This is a genomic window from Pseudomonas sp. B21128 (assembly GCF_044218865.1).
Taxonomy (GTDB): domain Bacteria; phylum Pseudomonadota; class Gammaproteobacteria; order Pseudomonadales; family Pseudomonadaceae; genus Aquipseudomonas; species Aquipseudomonas iridis.
In genome coordinates, this window is the sequence record NZ_CP162590.1 from 2,098,438 (window position 1) to 2,117,474 (window position 19,037).

Annotated in this window: 18 protein-coding genes; 13 read left to right on the top strand and 5 right to left on the bottom strand. The window is 60.0% G+C overall.

The window, feature by feature from the left end; genetic code table 11:
- Positions 1-29: 29 nt before the first annotated feature.
- The 3 genes from AB4P91_RS09310 to AB4P91_RS09320 form a co-directional block, all read right to left on the bottom strand.
- Entirely contained in the window at positions 30-2,054 is a 2,025-nt protein-coding gene (locus tag AB4P91_RS09310; protein ID WP_395604675.1) for a hypothetical protein, read from the bottom strand.
- Positions 2,055-2,408: 354 nt separating this feature from the next.
- Positions 2,409-3,725, bottom strand: a complete 1,317-nt coding sequence (locus tag AB4P91_RS09315) for a bifunctional DedA family/phosphatase PAP2 family protein (RefSeq protein WP_150597044.1) — start codon at positions 3,723-3,725, stop codon at positions 2,409-2,411.
- A 111-nt stretch (positions 3,726-3,836) separates the two neighbouring features.
- Positions 3,837-4,532, bottom strand: coding sequence for a DNA-3-methyladenine glycosylase (locus AB4P91_RS09320; RefSeq protein WP_150595360.1), 696 nt, complete (start codon positions 4,530-4,532; stop codon positions 3,837-3,839).
- 177 nt (positions 4,533-4,709) lie between these two features.
- On the opposite strand from AB4P91_RS09320, the gene AB4P91_RS09325 reads away from it, so the two are divergent.
- The 13 genes from AB4P91_RS09325 (at position 4,710) to AB4P91_RS09385 (ending at position 17,278) form a co-directional block, all read left to right on the top strand.
- Positions 4,710-5,981: a glutamate-5-semialdehyde dehydrogenase gene (locus tag AB4P91_RS09325; protein ID WP_150595236.1), complete on the top strand. Its 1,272-nt coding sequence runs from the start codon at positions 4,710-4,712 to the stop codon at positions 5,979-5,981.
- Positions 5,950-6,672 carry a nicotinate-nucleotide adenylyltransferase gene (gene nadD / locus AB4P91_RS09330; protein ID WP_150595237.1) on the top strand — a complete coding sequence of 241 codons (723 nt, stop codon included), beginning with the start codon at positions 5,950-5,952 and terminating at the stop codon, positions 6,670-6,672. The genes AB4P91_RS09325 and nadD overlap by 32 nt, the downstream gene beginning before the upstream one ends.
- 72 nt (positions 6,673-6,744) lie before the next feature.
- Positions 6,745-7,239, top strand: coding sequence for a ribosome silencing factor (rsfS, locus tag AB4P91_RS09335; protein WP_042561254.1), 495 nt, complete (start codon positions 6,745-6,747; stop codon positions 7,237-7,239).
- A 9-nt stretch (positions 7,240-7,248) separates the two neighbouring features.
- Positions 7,249-7,716, top strand: a complete 468-nt coding sequence (rlmH, locus tag AB4P91_RS09340; protein ID WP_007937439.1) for a 23S rRNA (pseudouridine(1915)-N(3))-methyltransferase RlmH — start codon at positions 7,249-7,251, stop codon at positions 7,714-7,716.
- A gap of 10 nt (positions 7,717-7,726) precedes the next feature.
- Positions 7,727-9,622, top strand: coding sequence for a penicillin-binding protein 2 (gene mrdA / locus AB4P91_RS09345; RefSeq protein ID WP_150595239.1), 1,896 nt, complete (start codon positions 7,727-7,729; stop codon positions 9,620-9,622).
- Positions 9,623-9,653: 31 nt separating this feature from the next.
- Complete coding sequence (rodA, locus tag AB4P91_RS09350; protein ID WP_042562213.1) at positions 9,654-10,757, top strand: rod shape-determining protein RodA; 1,104 nt, start codon at positions 9,654-9,656, stop codon at positions 10,755-10,757.
- 5 nt (positions 10,758-10,762) lie between these two features.
- The gene (gene mltB, locus AB4P91_RS09355) at positions 10,763-11,785 is read left to right on the top strand and encodes a lytic murein transglycosylase B (protein ID WP_191624075.1); all 1,023 of its coding nucleotides are present in this window, start codon (positions 10,763-10,765) and stop codon (positions 11,783-11,785) included.
- Positions 11,785-12,795: a septal ring lytic transglycosylase RlpA family protein gene (locus AB4P91_RS09360; protein ID WP_150595241.1), complete on the top strand. Its 1,011-nt coding sequence runs from the start codon at positions 11,785-11,787 to the stop codon at positions 12,793-12,795. Before mltB ends, AB4P91_RS09360 begins: the two co-directional genes overlap by 1 nt.
- Before the next feature lie 170 nt (positions 12,796-12,965).
- A complete protein-coding gene (locus AB4P91_RS09365; RefSeq protein WP_150595242.1) occupies positions 12,966-14,123 on the top strand; it encodes a D-alanyl-D-alanine carboxypeptidase family protein in 1,158 nt (385 codons plus the stop codon).
- 85 nt (positions 14,124-14,208) lie between these two features.
- Complete coding sequence (locus AB4P91_RS09370; RefSeq protein ID WP_123448253.1) at positions 14,209-14,484, top strand: DUF493 domain-containing protein; 276 nt, start codon at positions 14,209-14,211, stop codon at positions 14,482-14,484.
- Positions 14,484-15,131: a lipoyl(octanoyl) transferase LipB gene (gene lipB, locus AB4P91_RS09375; protein ID WP_395604676.1), complete on the top strand. Its 648-nt coding sequence runs from the start codon at positions 14,484-14,486 to the stop codon at positions 15,129-15,131. The genes AB4P91_RS09370 and lipB overlap by 1 nt, the downstream gene beginning before the upstream one ends.
- Positions 15,132-15,156: 25 nt before the next feature.
- Positions 15,157-16,155 (top strand): lipoyl synthase, encoded by a 999-nt coding sequence (lipA, locus tag AB4P91_RS09380; RefSeq protein ID WP_162184605.1) that lies wholly within the window; start codon positions 15,157-15,159, stop codon positions 16,153-16,155.
- 172 nt (positions 16,156-16,327) lie between these two features.
- Entirely contained in the window at positions 16,328-17,278 is a 951-nt protein-coding gene (locus AB4P91_RS09385; protein WP_395604677.1) for an LD-carboxypeptidase, read from the top strand.
- Positions 17,279-17,379: 101 nt separating this feature from the next.
- Here the strand turns inward: AB4P91_RS09385 and AB4P91_RS09390 are convergent, their stop codons facing one another.
- Together AB4P91_RS09390 and arfA are read right to left on the bottom strand one after the other, a co-directional pair.
- Positions 17,380-18,702, bottom strand: coding sequence for a lytic murein transglycosylase (locus AB4P91_RS09390; protein ID WP_395604678.1), 1,323 nt, complete (start codon positions 18,700-18,702; stop codon positions 17,380-17,382).
- 61 nt (positions 18,703-18,763) lie between these two features.
- Complete coding sequence (arfA, locus tag AB4P91_RS09395) at positions 18,764-18,928, bottom strand: alternative ribosome rescue factor ArfA (protein WP_150595247.1); 165 nt, start codon at positions 18,926-18,928, stop codon at positions 18,764-18,766.
- Between the last annotated feature and the right edge of the window lie 109 nt (positions 18,929-19,037).

Sequence of the window (19,037 nt, forward strand, 5' to 3'; positions counted from 1 at the left end):
CGGCATGTCGCTACAGGAAAAAGTTTGAGTTACGGCCAGACGATGTCGTCGGCGAACTCATCCTTGTTGCCCGACAGTTTCAAAATCGGTTTTCCGAGGGCTTCGATGGCGTCGATCAGTTGGTCGTATTCGGATGTGTTACGACTTCCACTGTGGGTCATTTCTTCGATGTGCTCGGCGCGGTGTGCGGCCTGCTCATTGATGTCGTTGATTTTGGCGCCTTTGCTCAATGAGGAATCGAGTAGCCAGATTCGCTCGGCTTCGATGCCTTTTTTACCGACCGAAACCAGGCCCTCAAAGTTGTCATCGGGAAACCATGTCGGCGGGTTGTCGGTGGCGCCGGAGTTGAACGCATAATTTTCCTCACGTGGCACCACCTCCAGGCCGCGCGTGTCGAGTGCATAGATGAACATCACCTGCTGGCGGTCGCGGGTGGTTGGATATCGCCGCTCGTGATCCCAGTCGATCGAGTCGTCGCTGTCCGAGTCGGTCGAGGAAGTATTGCTGTCGGACGATGAGTCGTCGTTTGGCCGACCGGGGTGTCTGTTTCGCTGAGTATTGAATCTCAGGTATTCGGGGTCGGGCGCGCTGCCATACAGGCGTGCTTCGTTGAGGCTGAAGGTGGCACTGATCGGTTTATCCGTGGTTGCGCCTGCGGTGTGCGCATAGCGGGGCAGCATGGCGTTGTCGTTCGCCAGTTCGAACGGCGTGCGATCATCACCCCGGAACAGACCCGGGACATCGGTTCGATAAAGGCAGTTGTTTTGGTTGCGCAAATAGCCCAGCCGCGTCAGTAGTGCTGCACGGAATGAGACGGTCAGACTCTTCTCCGGGTCGTACCATGGGTGTCTGGCGCCCCTTTTCAGGTTCAGTTCGGCGGCGAATTGCTCACTGATTTGCGTCAGGTGCCGCGGCGCGGTGTCATCCTCCATCGCGCGTTTGTGCGTCGCGGCCCATTCAGGCATCAGCAACTGCGTACTCATGTGCTGCTGCAAGCGGGTCAATTGGCTGGGTAACAGGTTGTAAGACTGCAGCCATGTTTCGCGTTGTGCTGAGGACCTATCGGGGTGCAGCCACCTGAGCGAATCACGAACCAGTGCCGTTGCCGGGTTGCGCACTTTGCTTGGGGTCACCCAGTCCGGCCTTTGCCCACTGGCCTGCGCCTGGCTGCGAAACCGTTCGATCGCTTGCCCTTCGATACCGTACAGGTCCCAGATTTCCTTATCCGTCCACTGCTTCAGATAAACCGGTTGGGCGTCGAAACCTGCAACAGGTGGTTCGACCTGAGTCCAGCCGCCTTGACCGTCGGCAAAAGCAAACAGCGTCTGCGATGCACCTGAATGTGCCTGCCCGCGCGACACGAATTCGTAATAACCCTGGCGGTCTGGCGAGCGCCAGGTCTGAGCGAAATGGGCTGTATCAATACGGCGTGGCGGGTGGGTCGGGCGAGCACGTTTGGCCTCAGTTGGCTGGTTTTCGTCGGCTAAGGCGCGTTTTTGCGCAGCGCTGCTGAAGGCCTCCACACCTTCGATGGCTCCGGGTGATTCGTTCAGCCTCCAGGTCGATCCTGTGGGGTTTTTATAAACCGGCGGGCCGAGGGGATTACGCTCACTCAGTTTTTTTAACCGATAGGCACTTGTTTCGCTATCGAAGTCGACATGCGCCATTTGCAACTGCCCTTGATGTTCAACCTGGACAAACTTGCGCTCGACGACATAAATAAAACCCTCCTCATTCGGTTCGCCCATGCCGCGTACAAGTGGCGCGGACAACCAGTATTCACCCACCAGTGCGTCAGTAAAAACCGAAGTGCCTCGGCCTTGGCCTTGGCCTTGCAGGGGGGTTATCACAACGGCCGACCCGACGCTGCCGGAGGCAACCGGTTGCGTGGTCGGCACAGGCCGGGGGTGCGCGTCAGCTGCATAGACATCGGGTCCGGTCGCGCGGACCCGAGATGCCGGAAGTCGTGCCTCGGGTGGGTCGGTGACCGCAATGGATTCGGGTGATTTGTGCAGCGGTGCTGACGTGGACTTGCGTGGTGTTTTAGGACTCATGACCTACTCGTCGATAATGAATTATTTGGAATGAATTATTAATGTGCACATAGATGAAAAATTGTTGCCGGGTTAATTAAGCGGCGTTGTGTTTAATGGTTTTATAAAACAGTGGAGAAGAATGGGTTTGCGTATCAATCTAATTGAATAATCAAATTGTGGCAGGCATGGAAGTTGAATTTGGGCAATTGATATGTAACGCGGTTTTTATTTCAAAGTCTGGACGTGGAAATCCAGGGAATGCCCAAATGGCAATTCGCTGATGCACAAAAAAACGCTCTCTGGGCGCAAACCCGAGAGAGCGAGGAGTGAAAGCGGGGGGCGTGTTTGACGGCGACCAATGCTCCGTCGACGTCAGTAGGCGTACCGCATCAAGGTGTGAGGCAGATGACGAAACGCGAAGAAACTGAACAACACCACCAGTGCTGGCAGGATCAGCCACCAGACTTTGAAGGGCATGGCGTTCAACGGGGTTTTGCGCTGGCTCAACCACAACGCCGCCGCGCACACGCACGAGGCCAGCATGGCGCCGGCCAGTACGTCGGTCGGCCAATGCGCCCCCAGATACACCCGCGACAGGGCAATCGACAGCGCCGGTATGCAGCCGATTAGCAGCCAGGTCAGGCGCATGCGTGGCGGTTGCCCGCGCCCGGCCAGCACGCCGAGTGTCAGGAACAGCGCGAACGCGCCCGATGAATGGCCGCTGGGCATGCTGAAGCTGGTAATAGGGTCGGTCAGCACTTCCGGGCGTACACGGGCGAAAAAATGTTTGGTCGCGGTGTTCGCCAGTGCGGTGAAGAGCAGGGTGCCGCCAGCGAAAATGGCGTGGCGCCACTGTCGGCAGAGCAGCAACAGGCCAGTCAGCAGGGCGCTGAACATCAGCATGTTGCGGAACTCGCCGATCAAGGTGAAGGTGACCGCGATTTCATCCAGCACCGGTTGGCGATGCTCCTGTACCAGCGTCATCACGCCCTGATCGAGTGCCGTCAGGTACGGAAAGCCGATGAACAGGCCAATCAGAATCAACAGGCTCATGCTGCTGATCCAGATCGTTGCGCGGCGATGACGGCGCAGGCTGCTGTTGACACTGAGGCCGATCATCGCCGCGATGGTGCCGGCGACGATCCCCGCTTCCAGCCAGAAACCTTCGGGCAATGGCAGGCGGAACGCCGCGCCCGTGGCCCAGCCCGGCAGCAGATAGGCCAGTGTCCAGCCGGCCGCGGCCAGCAGGCTGACGGCAGCGAAGCGGGGGAAAGGCATGTCGCACATGCCGGCGACCATCGGGAGCATCGGTCGCAGCGGTCCGATGAAGCGCCCGACCAACAGGCTGGCGATGCCGTAACGTTGGAAATAGCTTTCGGCACCGCTCATCCATTCAGGATGATGGCGCAGCCCCGGCAGTCTGCGGATGTTCTGGTGGAAATGCCGACCGAGGAAGTACGAGATCACATCGCCGAGAATGCCGCCAAGAAAACCCAGCAACAGGGTTTCGCTCAACGACAGCGCGCCGCTGCCGGCCAGCACCGCGACGGCAAACAGCAACACCGTGCCGGGCACGATTAAACCGGCAATTGCCAGGCATTCGACAAAAGCCACAATGAACACTGCGATGGCCAGCCACTGTGGATTGGCCGCCAGCCATCCGGTCACGCTATCGAGCCATGGGCCCATACCAAAAACTCCATTTCATTGATTGCCCCCTTAGGAGCTGCCGCAGGCTGCGATGTTTTGATCTTCAAAGCGAAAGATCGCAGCCTGCGGCAGCTCCTACGGGGTTTTAATTTACAGCAGGAAATAGTCCCGGCCTTCGACCTGACCCCGGCGCAGCGGGTTCCGCGTACACCATTGCGCGTAGGCGGCGTCGACGAAGCGGTACATCAGGTGTTCGTCACGGCCAAGGGGAATACCCAAACGCGTAGTCTGAATGATGTGCGCGGGTGCCGGTCCGGTATCTTCCACCAACAACAGTTCATGATCAAAACGCTTGGCGTCCCACATCGGCACCTTCAAACCCAGCGCCTTGCACAACAAGGTCTGTCCGGCGCAGAGCTTCTGCGATGGCCGCGGCCGACCTTGCGCATCAGGATTGTTCAACAGCATCTGCGCCAGACTCGCCGGGCCGCTGATTTCATCGACCCACGGATAAGCCGATTTGATCAGCACGGCATTGCCCGGCCCCTGCGCGCTGAAGTTCAGCGAATCGCCGCCACGGGCGTAATACATATAGATGTGTCCGCCATCCAGAAACAAAGCCTTACGCTTTTCTGTGTAGCCGAGTGACGCATGGCTGCCTTTTTCGGCGCAGTAATAGGCCTCGGTTTCGATGATTCGCGCACTCAGCCACAGATCTCCGACCCGATGGCGGATGACTTTGCCGAGCAGATCCCGCGCCAGTATTTGCGCGTCACGGTCGAAAAAACTGTCCGCAAGCCCCTGTGGCAAGTGTGCGGCTTGGCTGGCAATGGTCAGGTTGGACATGGCAGGCAATGTTTATCCAGGCTGAAGAGGTCGCGATGATAACAATTTGAGTCTTAATCACCGCTGAACGTTGGCAATTTGTAGTCCATTTCGACCATCCGCCCGTCACCGCTGTTAGTCCCGGGACGCGACAGCTATAATCTGCCGCTTTCCTCTTTGCCAAGACCCCAGCAGACCATGACTGAGTCCGTTCTTGACTACATGACCCGATTGGGTCGCGCCGCCCGCGAAGCTTCCCGGGTCATCGGCCGTGCCAGCACCGCGCAGAAAAACCGCGCCTTGCAGGCTGCGGCCAATGCCCTGGATGCGGCTCGCGCCGAGCTTGCGGCAGCCAATGAACAGGATCTGGCCGCCGGTCGCGCCAGTGGTCTGGAGCCGGCATTGCTGGAGCGTCTGGAGCTGACCCCGGCGCGCATCGACGGCATGATCGTCGGCCTGCGTCAGGTGGCTGCGCTGCCGGATCCGGTCGGCGCGATCCGTGACATGAGCTTTCGCCCGTCGGGGATTCAGGTCGGCAAGATGCGCGTGCCGCTGGGTGTGATCGGGATCATCTACGAATCCCGGCCCAATGTGACCATCGATGCCGCCAGCCTGTGCCTGAAGTCCGGCAACGCGACCATCCTGCGCGGTGGCTCCGAGGCGATTCATTCCAATCGTGCGATTGCTGCGTGTATCCAGCGCGGTCTGGCCGAAGCCGAACTGCCGGCTGCCGTCGTGCAAGTGGTCGAAACCACTGACCGCGCCGCCGTTGGCGCGATGATCACCATGCCCGAGTATGTCGATGTGATTGTTCCGCGCGGTGGTCGTGGCCTGATCGAGCGCATCAGCCGCGACGCTCGTGTGCCGGTGATCAAACATCTGGACGGCATCTGCCACGTTTACGTCAGTGCCCACGCCGATCTGCCCAAAGCCCAGCGCATCGCGTTCAATGCCAAGACTTACCGTTATGGCATCTGCGGGGCGATGGAGACCTTGCTGGTCGATCAGGCGGTTGCCCAGGATTTCCTGCCGTCGATGGCGGCGCAGTTCCGCGAAAAAGGCGTCGAGCTGCGTGGCTGCGAGCGCACCCGGGCGATCATCGACGCCGTGGCGGCCAGTGAAGACGACTGGAACACCGAGTATCTGGCGCCGATTCTGTCGATCCGCGTCGTTGATGGGCTGGACCAGGCGATCGAACACATCAACCATTACGGCTCGCACCACACCGACTCGATCGTCAGCGAAAACCTCGCTGACACCCGGCGGTTTGTGGCTGAAGTCGACTCGGCGTCGGTGATGATCAACACCCCGACCTGCTTCGCCGATGGATTTGAATACGGATTGGGTGCCGAGATCGGCATTTCTACTGATAAGCTGCACGCCCGCGGCCCGGTGGGCCTCGAAGGACTGACCTGCGAGAAGTACATCGTGGTCGGTGATGGCCAGTTGCGCGGCCAGGCGACGGTCTGAATTGACCGACCTCGACCTGACAACGCCTGCGCCCGGCAACGAACCCCGTCCTCGGCGCATTGGCGTACTGGGTGGCACGTTCGATCCGGTGCACATCGGCCATTTGCGCGGTGGGCTGGAAGTCGCCGAAGCGCTGGGGCTGGATGAGCTGCGTTTGATGCCGAGCGCGCGCCCGCCGCATCGCGGCACGCCGCAGGTGTCGGCGCAGGACCGGTTGGCGATGGTCGAGTGCGCGGTGGCCGGAGTGCCGCCGCTGGTGGTGGATGCCTGCGAATTGCAGCGGGACAAACCGTCCTACACCATTGATACCCTGGAGTTGATGCGTGCCGAAATGGCCGCCGAGACCCAGGTTTTTCTGCTTTTGGGCTGGGACGCATTTTGCGGCCTGCCCACTTGGCACCGCTGGGAAGAGTTGCTCCAGCATTGCCACATCCTGGTGCTACAGCGCCCGGACGCCGACAGCGAACCGCCGGATGCCTTGCGCAACCTGCTGGCAGCGCGTTCGGTGAGCGACCCGCTGGCCCTGAAAGGGCCGAGCGGACAGATTGCATTCGTCTGGCAGACACCGCTCGCGGTCTCTGCCACCCAGATCCGTCAACTGCTGGCCAGCGGTAAGTCGGTACGTTTCCTGGTGCCCGACGCGGTCCTGGCCTACATCGATGCGCACGGTCTGTACCGTGCGTCGAACTGAACAAGGCGTGCTTAACTGATACGAATCCACGTGTCGCCAAGCCGCCGAATATATGAGCAAAACGAGTTTTATATGACTGACAAAGACCTACCTAAAGTAAAACGTAAAGGCACATTCAAAAGCGCGCCGTTGCCGGAAGTGGCGAACACCAACGAGCCGCTCAAAGGCGACGAACTGGTCAAGCTTGCTGTTGCCGCTCTTGAAGACGTCAAGGCGCAAGACATCCAGATCATCGATGTTCGCGACAAGCAGAGCATCACCGACTACATGATCATCGCCACCGGTACTTCCAATCGCCAGATCAACGCGATGCTGGACAAGGTCCGCGAAGAAGTCAAAAAGCAGGGCGCCAAGCCGCTGGGCGAAGAAGGCAAGGGCGACAGCGACTGGGTGCTGCTCGACCTCGACCTGGTGATCGTGCACATGATGACCGCCTCGGCGCGTCAGTTCTACGACCTGGAGCGCCTGTGGGCCGGTGCCGAGCAAAGCCGTGCGGCAGACGCCAAGCACCACAGCCCGGAAAACACCCACGAGCATTTCACCAAGCTCAACAAAGACCAGCTGTAAGGGATTGCTGTGCGACTGCGACTGATCGCCGTCGGTTCACGCATGCCCAAGTGGGTGGAAGAAGGCTGGCATGAATATGCCAAGCGTCTTCCGTCCGAGCTGGCGCTGGAACTGGTGGAAATACCGCTCAATACCCGTGGCAAGAATGCCGACGTGGCCCGTTTCATCCGCCAGGAAGGCGAAGCCATGCTGGCCAAGGTTGGGCCGAACGAGCGGGTGGTTACGCTGGAAGTCCACGGCAAACCCTGGAGCACCGAGCAGCTTGCGGTCGAACTCGACCGTTGGCGGCTGGATTCGCGCACGGTCAACTTCATGGTTGGCGGCCCCGAGGGGCTGGCGCCGGAAGTCTGTGCCCGCGCTGATCAGCGCTGGTCGTTGTCGCCGCTGACCTTGCCGCATCCGCTGGTGCGGATCCTCATCGGCGAACAGCTGTACCGTGCCTGGACCGTGCTGTCCGGTCACCCTTACCACAAGTAATCCTGCCCTCATGTCTCAGCCGATCCGCATCAAGGACCATGAAAAGGACGCACGCCTGGTGCGTAGCCGCGTCGTGTTCGGGGCCATTGCAGTCGTGCTGTTGATTTGCGTGTTGATTGCGCGGCTGTATTACTTGCAGGTGATCCAGTACGAGTACCACTCGACGCTTTCGGAAAACAACCGTGTTCACGTGCAGCCGATTCCGCCGACCCGTGGGTTGATTTTCGACCGCAACGGCGTGGTGGTGGCGGACAACCGTCCGAGCTTCAGCCTGAGCATGACCCGCGAGCGCTCCGGCGACTGGCAGCAAGTGCTCGACGTGATCGTCGAAGTGCTGGAACTGACGCCGGAAGACCGGGTGATCTTTGAGAAGCGCATGCGCCAGGGGCGCCGGCCGTTCGAGCCGGTGCCGATCCTGTTCGAACTCAGCGAAGAACAGATCGCCCGCATCGCGGTGAACCAGTTCCGGCTGCCGGGCGTGGAAGTCGTCGCGCAACTGGTCCGTCACTATCCGCAGGGTGCGCATTTTGCGCACTCGGTGGGTTACATGGGGCGGATCAACGAGAAAGAGCTGAAAACCCTCGACCCAGTCAACTACAGCGGCACCCACCACATCGGCAAGACCGGCATCGAGCGTTTCTACGAGCCGGAACTGCACGGGCAGGTGGGTTACGAAGAAGTCGAGACCAACGCTCGGGGCCGCGTTCTGCGAGTACTCAAGCGTACCGATCCGATTCCCGGCAAGGACATCGTCCTGAGCCTGGACATCAAATTGCAGGAAGCCGCCGAACTTGCGCTGGGCGGTCGTCGTGGCGCGGTGGTTGCGCTCGATCCGAAGACCGGCGAAGTGCTGGCGATGGTCAGCCAGCCGAGCTTCGACCCGAACCTGTTCGTCACCGGCATCGGCTTCAAAGCGTACGCCGAGTTGCGCGATTCCATTGACCGGCCACTGTTCAACCGCGTGCTGCGCGGCCTGTATCCGCCGGGTTCGACGATCAAACCTGCCGTGGCAATCGCAGGCCTCGACTCGGGTGTGGTGACCGCGTCGAGCCGGGTGTTCGACCCGGGTTATTACATGCTGCCCAACTACGATCACAAATACCGTAACTGGAACCGTACGGGCGACGGCTTTGTCGACCTCGACACGGCGATCATGCGGTCCAACGACACCTACTTCTATGACCTGGCCCACAAGCTCGGCATTGACCGGTTGTCGGCCTACATGAACAAGTTCGGCATCGGCCAGAAGGTCTCGCTGGACATGTTCGAAGAATCTCCCGGCCTGATGCCGTCCCGCGAGTGGAAGCGCGCGACCCGCAAACAGGCGTGGTACCCCGGTGAAACGCTGATTCTCGGGATCGGCCAGGGCTACATGCAATCGACCCCGCTGCAGTTGGCTCAGGCCACGGCGCTGGTGGCGAACAAAGGCGTGTGGAACCGGCCGCACCTGGCCAAATCCCTCGATGGGGTGAAGCCGGTGGACGAAAATCCGATACCGGACATCATCCTGCGCGATCCGTCTGACTGGGCCAAGGTCAACCACGGCATGCAGCAAGTGATGCACGGCGCCCGGGGGACCGCGCGCAAAGCGGCCATTGGCGCGCAATACCGTATCGCCGGCAAGTCGGGTACGGCCCAGGTCGTGGCGATCAAGCAGGGCGAGAAATACGACCGCTCCAAGGTTCAGGAACGCCATCGTGACCACGCCTTGTTTGTCGGCTTCGCTCCGGCCGATGACCCGAAAATTGTTGTTTCGGTGATGGTCGAGAACGGTGAGTCCGGTTCCGGCGTCGCCGCGCCCGTGGTACGTCAGATCATGGACGCCTGGCTTCTGGGTCAGGACGGACGTTTGAAGGCCGAATACGCCAGCCCAACCAGTGCGGAGGCTACGGCCCGTGATGAATAACTTTGATCGCATGCTCTCCAGTGAGGATGTGATGCGCCGCCGCGCGACGCTGCTGCAAAGACTGCATATCGATGGGCCGCTGCTGATCCTGTTGTTGATTCTCGCTGCCGGCAGCCTGTTCGTGCTGTATTCGGCCAGCGGCAAGAGCTGGGATCTGCTGGGCAAACAGGCCACGTCGTTCGGTATCGGTCTGGTGTCGATGATCGTCATCGCCCAGTTCGAACCGCGTTTCATGGCGCGCTGGGTGCCGCTGGGCTACGTGATCGGCGTGCTGCTGCTGTTGGTGGTCGATATCATGGGGCACAACGCCATGGGCGCCACACGCTGGATCAACATCCCCGGTGTGATTCGTTTCCAGCCCTCGGAATTCATGAAAATCCTGATGCCGGCGACCATCGCCTGGTATCTGTCCAAACGGACATTGCCCCCGCAGCTCAAGCATGTTGGCATCAGCCTGATGTTGATCGGCGTGCCATTTGCGCTGATCGTCCGTCAACCGGACCTCGGCACTTCGCTGCTGATTCTGGCCGGCGGGGCGTTCGTGCTGTTCATGGGCGGCTTGCGCTGGCGCTGGATCGTCAGCGTACTGGCCGCGGCCATTCCGGTGTCGGTCGCGATGTGGTTCTTCGTGATGCACGACTACCAGAAGCAGCGCGTACTGACGTTCCTCGACCCGGAAAGCGACCCGCTCGGCACCGGCTGGAACATCATTCAGTCGAAAGCTGCGATCGGTTCCGGCGGCGTATTCGGCAAGGGCTGGCTGCTCGGTACCCAGTCGCACCTGGACTTCCTCCCGGAAAGCCACACCGATTTCATCATTGCCGTGCTCGGCGAAGAGTTCGGCCTGGTGGGCATCTGCGCGCTGTTGCTGATTTATTTGCTGTTGATTGGCCGGGGTCTGGTCATCACCGCTCAGGCACAGACGCTGTTCGGTAAATTGCTCGCTGGCGCGTTGACCATGACGTTTTTTGTTTATGTTTTCGTCAACATCGGTATGGTCAGTGGCCTGTTGCCGGTTGTAGGGGTTCCGTTGCCGTTCATTAGCTACGGAGGAACTTCGCTGGTGACACTGCTGTCAGCGTTTGGGGTTTTGATGTCGATCCATACCCATCGCAAGTGGATCGCACAGGTTTGAATAAGGTGAAGAGTTCAATGCAAGTAATGCGTGGCTGGGCGACTCGATGCGCGCCATGGGTTGGCCTGGTAGGCCTCCTTGGCAGCGTGCAGGAAGCGCTGGCCGGCGATTATGAAGGCTCACCCCAGGTGGCCGAATTCGTCGGTGAAATGACCCGCGACTACGGTTTCGCCGGTGAGCAACTGATGGGTGTGTTTCGCGAGGCTCAGCGTAAACAGGCGATTCTCGACGCCATCTCCCGACCTGCCGAGCGGGTCAAGCAGTGGAAAGAATACCGCCCGATGTTCATCTCTGACGCGCGTATTGCGCGAGGTGTGGACTTCTGGCGTCAGCACGAGGCCACGCTGGCCCGTGCCGAGCAGGAATACGGCGTGCCGGCACAAGTCATCGTGTCGATCATCGGCGTTGAGACCTTTTTCGGACGTAATACCGGCAATTACCGGGTGATCGATGCATTGTCGACGCTCGGTTTCGACTATCCTCCCCGGGCCGAGTTTTTCCGCAAGGAGCTGCGCGAGTTTCTGCTGTTGGCGCGCGAAGAGCAGGTTGATCCGTTGACGCTCAAGGGTTCATACGCCGGGGCGATGGGCTTGCCGCAGTTCATGCCGAGCAGCTTTCGCGCCTATGCAGTGGATTTCGACGGTGACGGTCACATCAATATCTGGAACAACCCGGATGATGCGATCGGCAGTGTCGCCAGTTATTTCAAGCGTCACGGCTGGGTCGCCGGGGAACCTGTGGTCAGCCGCGCCGATGTCCGTGGCGAGCAGGCCGATGAAGGCCTGACCACTGGCATCGAGCCGACAAAGACCGTCGCGGAGTTGCGGGCGCTGGGCTGGTCAAGTCATGATGCGCTGCGCGATGATATGCCGGTTACTGCATTTCGCCTTGAAGGCGAGAACGGCCCCGAATACTGGATGGGCCTGAAGAATTTCTACGCGATCACGCGTTATAACCGCAGCGTGATGTACGCCATGGCCGTACATCAGCTGTCTGAAGAGCTTGTACAAGCACGGGGCGTCAAGTAATGCGGGCATTGCCTAACAATAAACCCCTGAAGCTGGTGGCATTTGCTGCGTTGGCGGTACTGGTCGCCAGTTGTTCGACCAGCCGTACCCCGACTCAGAAGGCGCCCACAACCGCTGTGCGCAAGCAGCCGGTTCTTGATATCAACCGCGCGCACAAAGATGGCGCACCGTGGTGGGATGTCGATGTTTCGCGTATCCCCGATGCCACGCCAACCCTGCATACCGGTGCGTACAAGGCCAACCCGTACACGGTGCTGGGCAAGACCTACTTCCCGATACAGGAATCCAAAACCTACGTCGCGTCGGGCACGGCGTCCTGGTACGGCACCAAGTTTCACGGGCAGAACACCGCCAATGGCGAGGTTTATGACCTGTACGGCATGAGCGCTGCCCACAAGACGTTGCCACTGCCAAGTTACGTTCGGGTGACCAACCTGGACAACCACCGCACAGTGATTCTGCGGGTCAACGACCGCGGGCCGTTCTATTCCGACCGGATCATCGACTTGTCCTACGCGGCGGCAAAAAAACTCGGTTATGCCGAAACCGGCACTGCGCGGGTCAAGGTCGAGGGCATCGACCCGCAGCAATGGTGGGCCGCCAAGGGCCGTCCGGCGCCGTTGATGCTCAATGAGCCGCAAGTTGCGCAGAACAGCGCCCCGGTGATCACGGCCTCGGCTGGCACCGTCGAGCAATGGACCCCACCGCCGCAGCAACACGCCGCGGCCGTTGTGCCAGTGCAGATTGATGCAAAAAAAAACGCTTCTGCAACAGCGTCTGGCCAGTATCTGCAGGTGGGCGCCTTCGCCAACCCGGACGCTGCAGAACTCCTGAGGTCGAAGCTCAGCGGGATGGTGAGCGCTCCGGTGTTCATCAGCTCGATCGTGCGCAATCAACAGACTCTGCACCGGGTACGCCTGGGGCCGATCGGCTCGCCGGGTGAAATCACCCAGGTGCAGAATAGCGTGCGCCTGGCCAACCTTGGTTCGCCAAGTGTGGTCACCGAGTAAAACGTAGAACTTGATTGACGGTTCACCTGCGGTATCGGGGGGTGAACCAGGTTGTTGGCTCGTCGAAGAACAAAAGCCCGGCAAGGGTGACTGGAGTGAGCAGCTGAACACGCGATGACTCGTCAGAAAGTCATCTGATTAAATTTTGCATTAGCGATTTCGAGAGACGGATGAACATCACCACCTTTGCCAAACGCCTTTTCCTGCTAGTCCCGCTGCTCCTCTCACCCGCCGCGTTCGCGGTCGAGATGGTGCCTTCGCCACCACAACTGGCCGCCAAGTCCTATGTGCTCATGGATGCCAGCAGCGGCAACGTGCTGGTTGAAAACAATGGCGACCAGCGTCTGCCTCCGGCCAGCCTGACCAAGCTGATGACCGCGTACATCGCGACTCTGGAAATCCGTCGTGGCCAGATCGGTGAAAACGATCCGGTGACCGTCAGCGAAAACGCCTGGCGTACCGGCGGTTCGCGGATGTTCATCAAAGTCGGTTCGCAAGTCACTGTCAGCGACCTGCTGCACGGCATCATCATCCAGTCCGGTAACGACGCCAGCGTGGCACTGTCCGAGCACATCGCCGGTAGCGAAGACGCCTTCGCCGACGTGATGAACAAGACGGCCACCGAGCTGGGCCTGACCAACTCCCACTTCATGAACCCGACCGGTCTGCCAAACCCTGACCATTACTCGTCGGCTCATGACATGGCGATCCTGGCTCGCGCGATCATCCACGAAGACCCGGCTCACTACGCGATCTACTCGCAGAAAGAGTTTTTCTGGAACGGCATCAAACAACCTAACCGCAACCTGTTGCTGTGGCGCGACAAGACCGTTGACGGTCTGAAAACCGGTCACACCGAAGAGGCGGGTTATTGCATGGTGTCCTCGGCTGTCCGTGATGGTCAGCGCCTGATCGCCGTGGTGTTCGGCACCAACAGCGATGTGGCTCGCGCCGCTGAAACCCAGAAGCTCTTGACCTACGGCTTCCGCTTCTTCGAAACCCAGACTTTCTATCAGAAGGGCACCGAACTGGCTCAGGCCCCGGTGTGGAAAGGCACCACCAGCCAGGTCAAGGCCGGCCTGGCGCAAGACCTGACCATGACCCTGCCAAAAGGCCAGCTGAAGAAGCTCGCTGCCAGCATGACCATGAACCCGCAACTGACCGCGCCAATCGCCAAGGGCGACGTAATCGGTAAAGTCGAAGTCAAACTGGAAGACAAGGTCGTGCACAGCGCTGACCTGATCGCTCTGGATGGCGTCGAGGAGGGTGGTATCTTCCGCCGCATGTGGGATAGCATCCGTCTATTCTTCTACGGCTTGTTCAACTGATTTGTGTTGACCTGCATGGCCCCGCCCCGATCCGGTGCGGGGCCATGTGCGTTACCACGGCTTGCGCTATAGAGGCCGTTACGCCATGACCGATACCGAAGTAAAGGCGCCAAAGATCGAATTCCCGCAGACTGATTATCCGATCAAGGTGATCAGCGATACGGGTGTTGGCAACAAGGACAAGATCATCGAGATCGTCCTGAAGCACGCCATCATCAATGATGAGCGCATCGACGAGCGTTCGAGCAGCAACGGCAAATACACCACGATTCAGTTGCACATCGTCGCGACCGATCAGGATCAGCTGTACAACATCAATAGCGAACTGCGGGCGACCGGTTTCGTGCACATGGTGCTGTGATGCCGGGCACGCTGGGCTTTCGCGACCTCGGTCAGATGGCTTACGAGCCGGTCTGGCATGCCATGCAACGCTTCACCAACGAACGCGGCAGCGATGCCGCCGACGAAATCTGGCTCGTCGAGCACCCTCCGGTGTTCACGCAGGGCCAGGCCGGCAAGGCCGAACATTTACTGCTGCCGGGTGAAATTCCGGTGGTGCAGGTCGATCGCGGCGGGCAGGTGACTTACCATGGCCCCGGCCAATTGGTGGCTTATCTGTTGCTGGATGTACGCAAGCTGGGTTTTGGCGTGCGTGATCTGGTCAGTCGCATGGAGCTCTGCCTGATCGAACTTCTGGACAGTTACGGTGTGACCGCAACGGCCAAGCCAGACGCTCCCGGTGTGTATGTAGATGGAGCGAAAATCGCTTCTCTGGGTTTACGGATTCGCCACGGTTGTTCCTTTCATGGACTGGCCCTGAACGTGGATATGAACCTGGAACCGTTTCGACGGATTAATCCCTGCGGCTACGCCGGGCTGGCGATGACCCAGCTGAGCGATCACGCAGGATCGATTGAATTTGCCGAGGTAAGTGCCCGGCTGCGCGCGCAGCTCGTCAAACACCTCGACTATGCTGAGCAGACGACCCTGACGGGCGGAATCGACTGATATGACTACTGATGCAGTGCAAACCATGATCCCGACGCTCGACGTGACCGAGCGCCCGGCCCCGCGTCCCAAGGTTGAAGCCGGCGTCAAGCTGCGCGGTGCCGAGAAGGTTGCACGCATCCCGGTAAAGATCATTCCCACCACCGAGCTGCCGAAGAAACCCGACTGGATTCGTGTGCGCATCCCGGTTTCGCCGGAAGTCGACCGTATCAAGAGCCTGCTGCGCAAACACAAGCTGCACAGCGTCTGCGAAGAAGCATCCTGCCCGAACCTGGGCGAGTGCTTCTCCGGCGGCACCGCGACCTTCATGATCATGGGCGACATTTGCACCCGTCGTTGCCCGTTCTGCGACGTGGGCCACGGTCGTCCGAAGCCACTGGATGTCAACGAGCCGCAAAGCCTGGCCATTGCCATCGCCGACCTCAAGCTCAAGTACGTGGTAATCACCTCGGTTGACCGCGACGACCTGCGTGACGGTGGTGCCCAGCACTTTGCCGACTGCATCCGCGAAATCCGCAAGTTGTCGCCGAACGTGCAGCTGGAGACCCTGGTTCCGGACTACCGTGGCCGCATGGACGTCGCCCTGGAAATCACCGCCGCCGAGCCGCCGGATGTCTTCAACCACAACCTGGAAACCGTGCCGCGTCTGTACAAGGCTGCGCGTCCGGGTTCGGATTACCAGTGGTCGCTGACCCTGCTGCAACGTTTCAAGCAGATGATGCCGCACATTCCGACCAAATCCGGCCTGATGCTGGGTCTGGGCGAGACTGACGAAGAAGTCATCGAAGTCATGAAGCGCATGCGCGAACACGACATCGACATGCTGACTCTCGGCCAGTACCTGCAACCGTCGCGCAGCCACTTGCCGGTGCAGCGTTTCGTGCACCCGGACACCTTCGCCTGGTTCGCCGAGGAGGGTTACAAGATGGGCTTCAAGAACGTTGCGTCCGGGCCGTTGGTACGTTCCTCGTACCATGCCGATGAGCAGGCGAAGCTGGTCAAGGCTGAGCTGATGGGTTCTTGATCCGGCGCTGAATGAAAAAATGCCCGCCGAGGCTTTAACGCCCGGCGGGCATTTTTTTGCCTGTCTTACATTCAATGCTGATTTTTCCTGCAATCTGCGGCGTGGCCGAGCCTCTTCTGTTTACCGCCGTTCCTGACTACTGTGTGTGCATGACTCACAGGGAGATCCAAGGATGACCGTTCGACCAACCCACACACTTTGCCCGCACAAAGCCGTGCCCGCGTTGCCCTCAGAAGGGCTGATCGGCGTCATTGCACCAGCCGGCCCGGGTGTATTGGACACCGATAAGGCGGTGCAATGGATGCGCGCGCGGGGTTATGGGCTTAAGGTGTTCCCCGGCGTTTATGAAAAGGATGGCTATCTGGCCGGCAGCGACGACGTGCGCTTGCGCGATCTTCATGCGGCGTTCGCTGATCCCGAAGTCGATGCAATTATTTGCCTGCGTGGCGGCTACGGCACGCCACGGCTGCTTGACCGGATCGATTTCGACCTGCTGAGCCGCCATGCCAAGCCATTCGTTGGCTACAGCGACATCTCCGCGCTGCACCTGGCCATCAGCCGATACGCAGGCTTCGTGACCTTTCACGGGCCGCTGCTCAACGCTGACCTGTTGGGCGACAAGGAGCCGCCAACCGTCACTTCGTTCTTCGCCATGCTGCGCGGGCAAATGAAGGCGGGGAGTGTGCTAAGCCATCCGGCGGCGTATCCGTTGACGACGGTTGAGCCCGGCATCGCCCACGGGCGTTTACTCGGCGGCAATCTGGCGATGATCGCTGCGACACTGGGAACGCCTTACGAAATCGATGTGGAGGGGGTGATTCTGCTCATCGAGGATATTAACGAGCCGCTGTACCGGATAGACCGACTGCTGACGCAGATGCGCCTGGCCGGCAAACTGGCCAAATTGCGCGGAGTTCTGGTTGGGGATGTCGCGGGGGTGGATGTCGCGGCATTGAACCGCCTGCTCAAGCAGACGTTCGAGCCTTTGCGGATTCCGGTGCTGTCGGGGTGGCGCAGCGGCCATTGCGATCCGAACCTGACGTTGCCGATGGGGGCATTGGTTCGACTGGATGCGGGGAAGAAGGAGCTGATGCTGGAGCAGGATGTGGTCACCCGCCGATAATTGCGGGTGATGCAAAAAGATCGCAGCCTGCGGCAGCTCCTACACGGGATTAACGTAAACCCTGTAGGAGCTGCCGCAGGCTGCGATCTTTTGATTTTGCTTTATTGGTTACGCAGGCTTTCCAGCAGCTTATGCGTCGGATACCCATCCGCCGGCCAGCCAAACGACTGCTGTGCACTGCGAATCGCCTTGCGTGTATTGGCCCCGATGATCCCGTCTGCCGTGCCGGCATCGTAGTTGCGTGCACTCAGCAAGGTCTGCAGCTCGATGCGCTCTGTACGGCTCAGCGGCAGATCATCTTTGGGCCAGCTGCCGTTGATCAAGCCACCGCCTGCAAAGCGCTCGGACAGCAGGCTCACCGCCAGCGCGTACGACGAAGAATTGTTGTACTTGAGGATCGCCCGGAAGTTGTCGAGGACCAGGAACGCCGGCCCACGATAACCGGCCGGCAGCAACAGGGCGGCGGACAATTGTTCGGTTCCGGCGGGCGCCTGAGCCCCATTGGGCAGCATCACGCCCAGCTGACGCCATTCGGCGACGCTTTTGCGCAGGGTGCCATCCGCCAGTGTGTAATCGAAGCTGCCTGGCAATTGCACTTCAAAGCCCCATGGCTGGCCACGCTGCCAGCCGGAGCTTTGCAGATAGTGCGCGGTCGAGGCCAGCGCGTCGGCTGGACTGCCCCAGATGTCGCGGCGCCCGTCACCGTCGAAATCAACGGCATGGGTGTTGTAGGTGGTCGGGATGAACTGCGTCTGGCCCATGGCGCCAGCCCAGGAGCCGAGCATCTTCTCAGGCGTGATGTCGCCCTGTTGCAGAATCTGCAGGGCGGCAATCAGTTGCGCGTGGGCAAACCCCGGGCGACGACCTTCGTAGGCGAGAGTGGCCAGCGAGTTGATCACCGACTTGCTGCCCTGGAACTGCCCGAAGTTGCTTTCCATGCCCCACACCGACACCAACGCCTGCCGGTCAACGCCATAACGCTGCTCGATGCTTTGCAGGATATCGGCGTACTGAATGATTAGCGCCTGGCCCTTGCGCACGCGCAGCGGCGACAGTGCGCCGTCGAGGTATTCCCACACCGGGCGGGAGAACTCCGGCTGACTGCGGTCGGCGCGAATCACGCTGGCGTCGAAACTGATATTGGCAAATGCACGATCGAACAGCTCGGCGCGAATCCCGGCTGCCAAGGCATCCTTGCGGAAACTTGCCTGCCATTCGGCAAAGGTCTGGGTCGGCTGAAGATCAAGTGGGTCGGCGGACGGCACTACCGGCGGAATAATCGCTGGGGCCGTGGCGACAGGGGCGGCTTGAAGAGGTTGCGCATCGGCGGCGGTAGGTTTCTCCGCACAGGCGACAAGCAGAATGAAGCTGGAGGCAGCGATCAATTGGCGAACAGGCCAACGACGGGAAAGACTAAAGGGCATGCACAGTTCCAGAGGATACGAATCAGGTGCAGACCTTAACATGACCGGGGGGTGCTGCGCTTTAAGCGGCCAGAAAGTAAGAAGCCTCCCAGCTATTAGACTGGAAGGCTTCGCGGCGGTAGCTGCCTTTACCCTTGGCTGCTTGTTCCTGGCGGCTGCGGAACAGGGGTTGGGCGATGATGGATTTGGCCTTGTTCGGGCCATGTTTCGATGGCTTTTTGCTCATGAGGGTTCTCTCGAGTGAGTGGGTTTTGCGGGGGAAATAATCTGCCGATGTCGGGCGTCTGTCTATAGGGCAAATGCAGGTGGTGTTTGTAGGAAAACGAAGTCAAAAG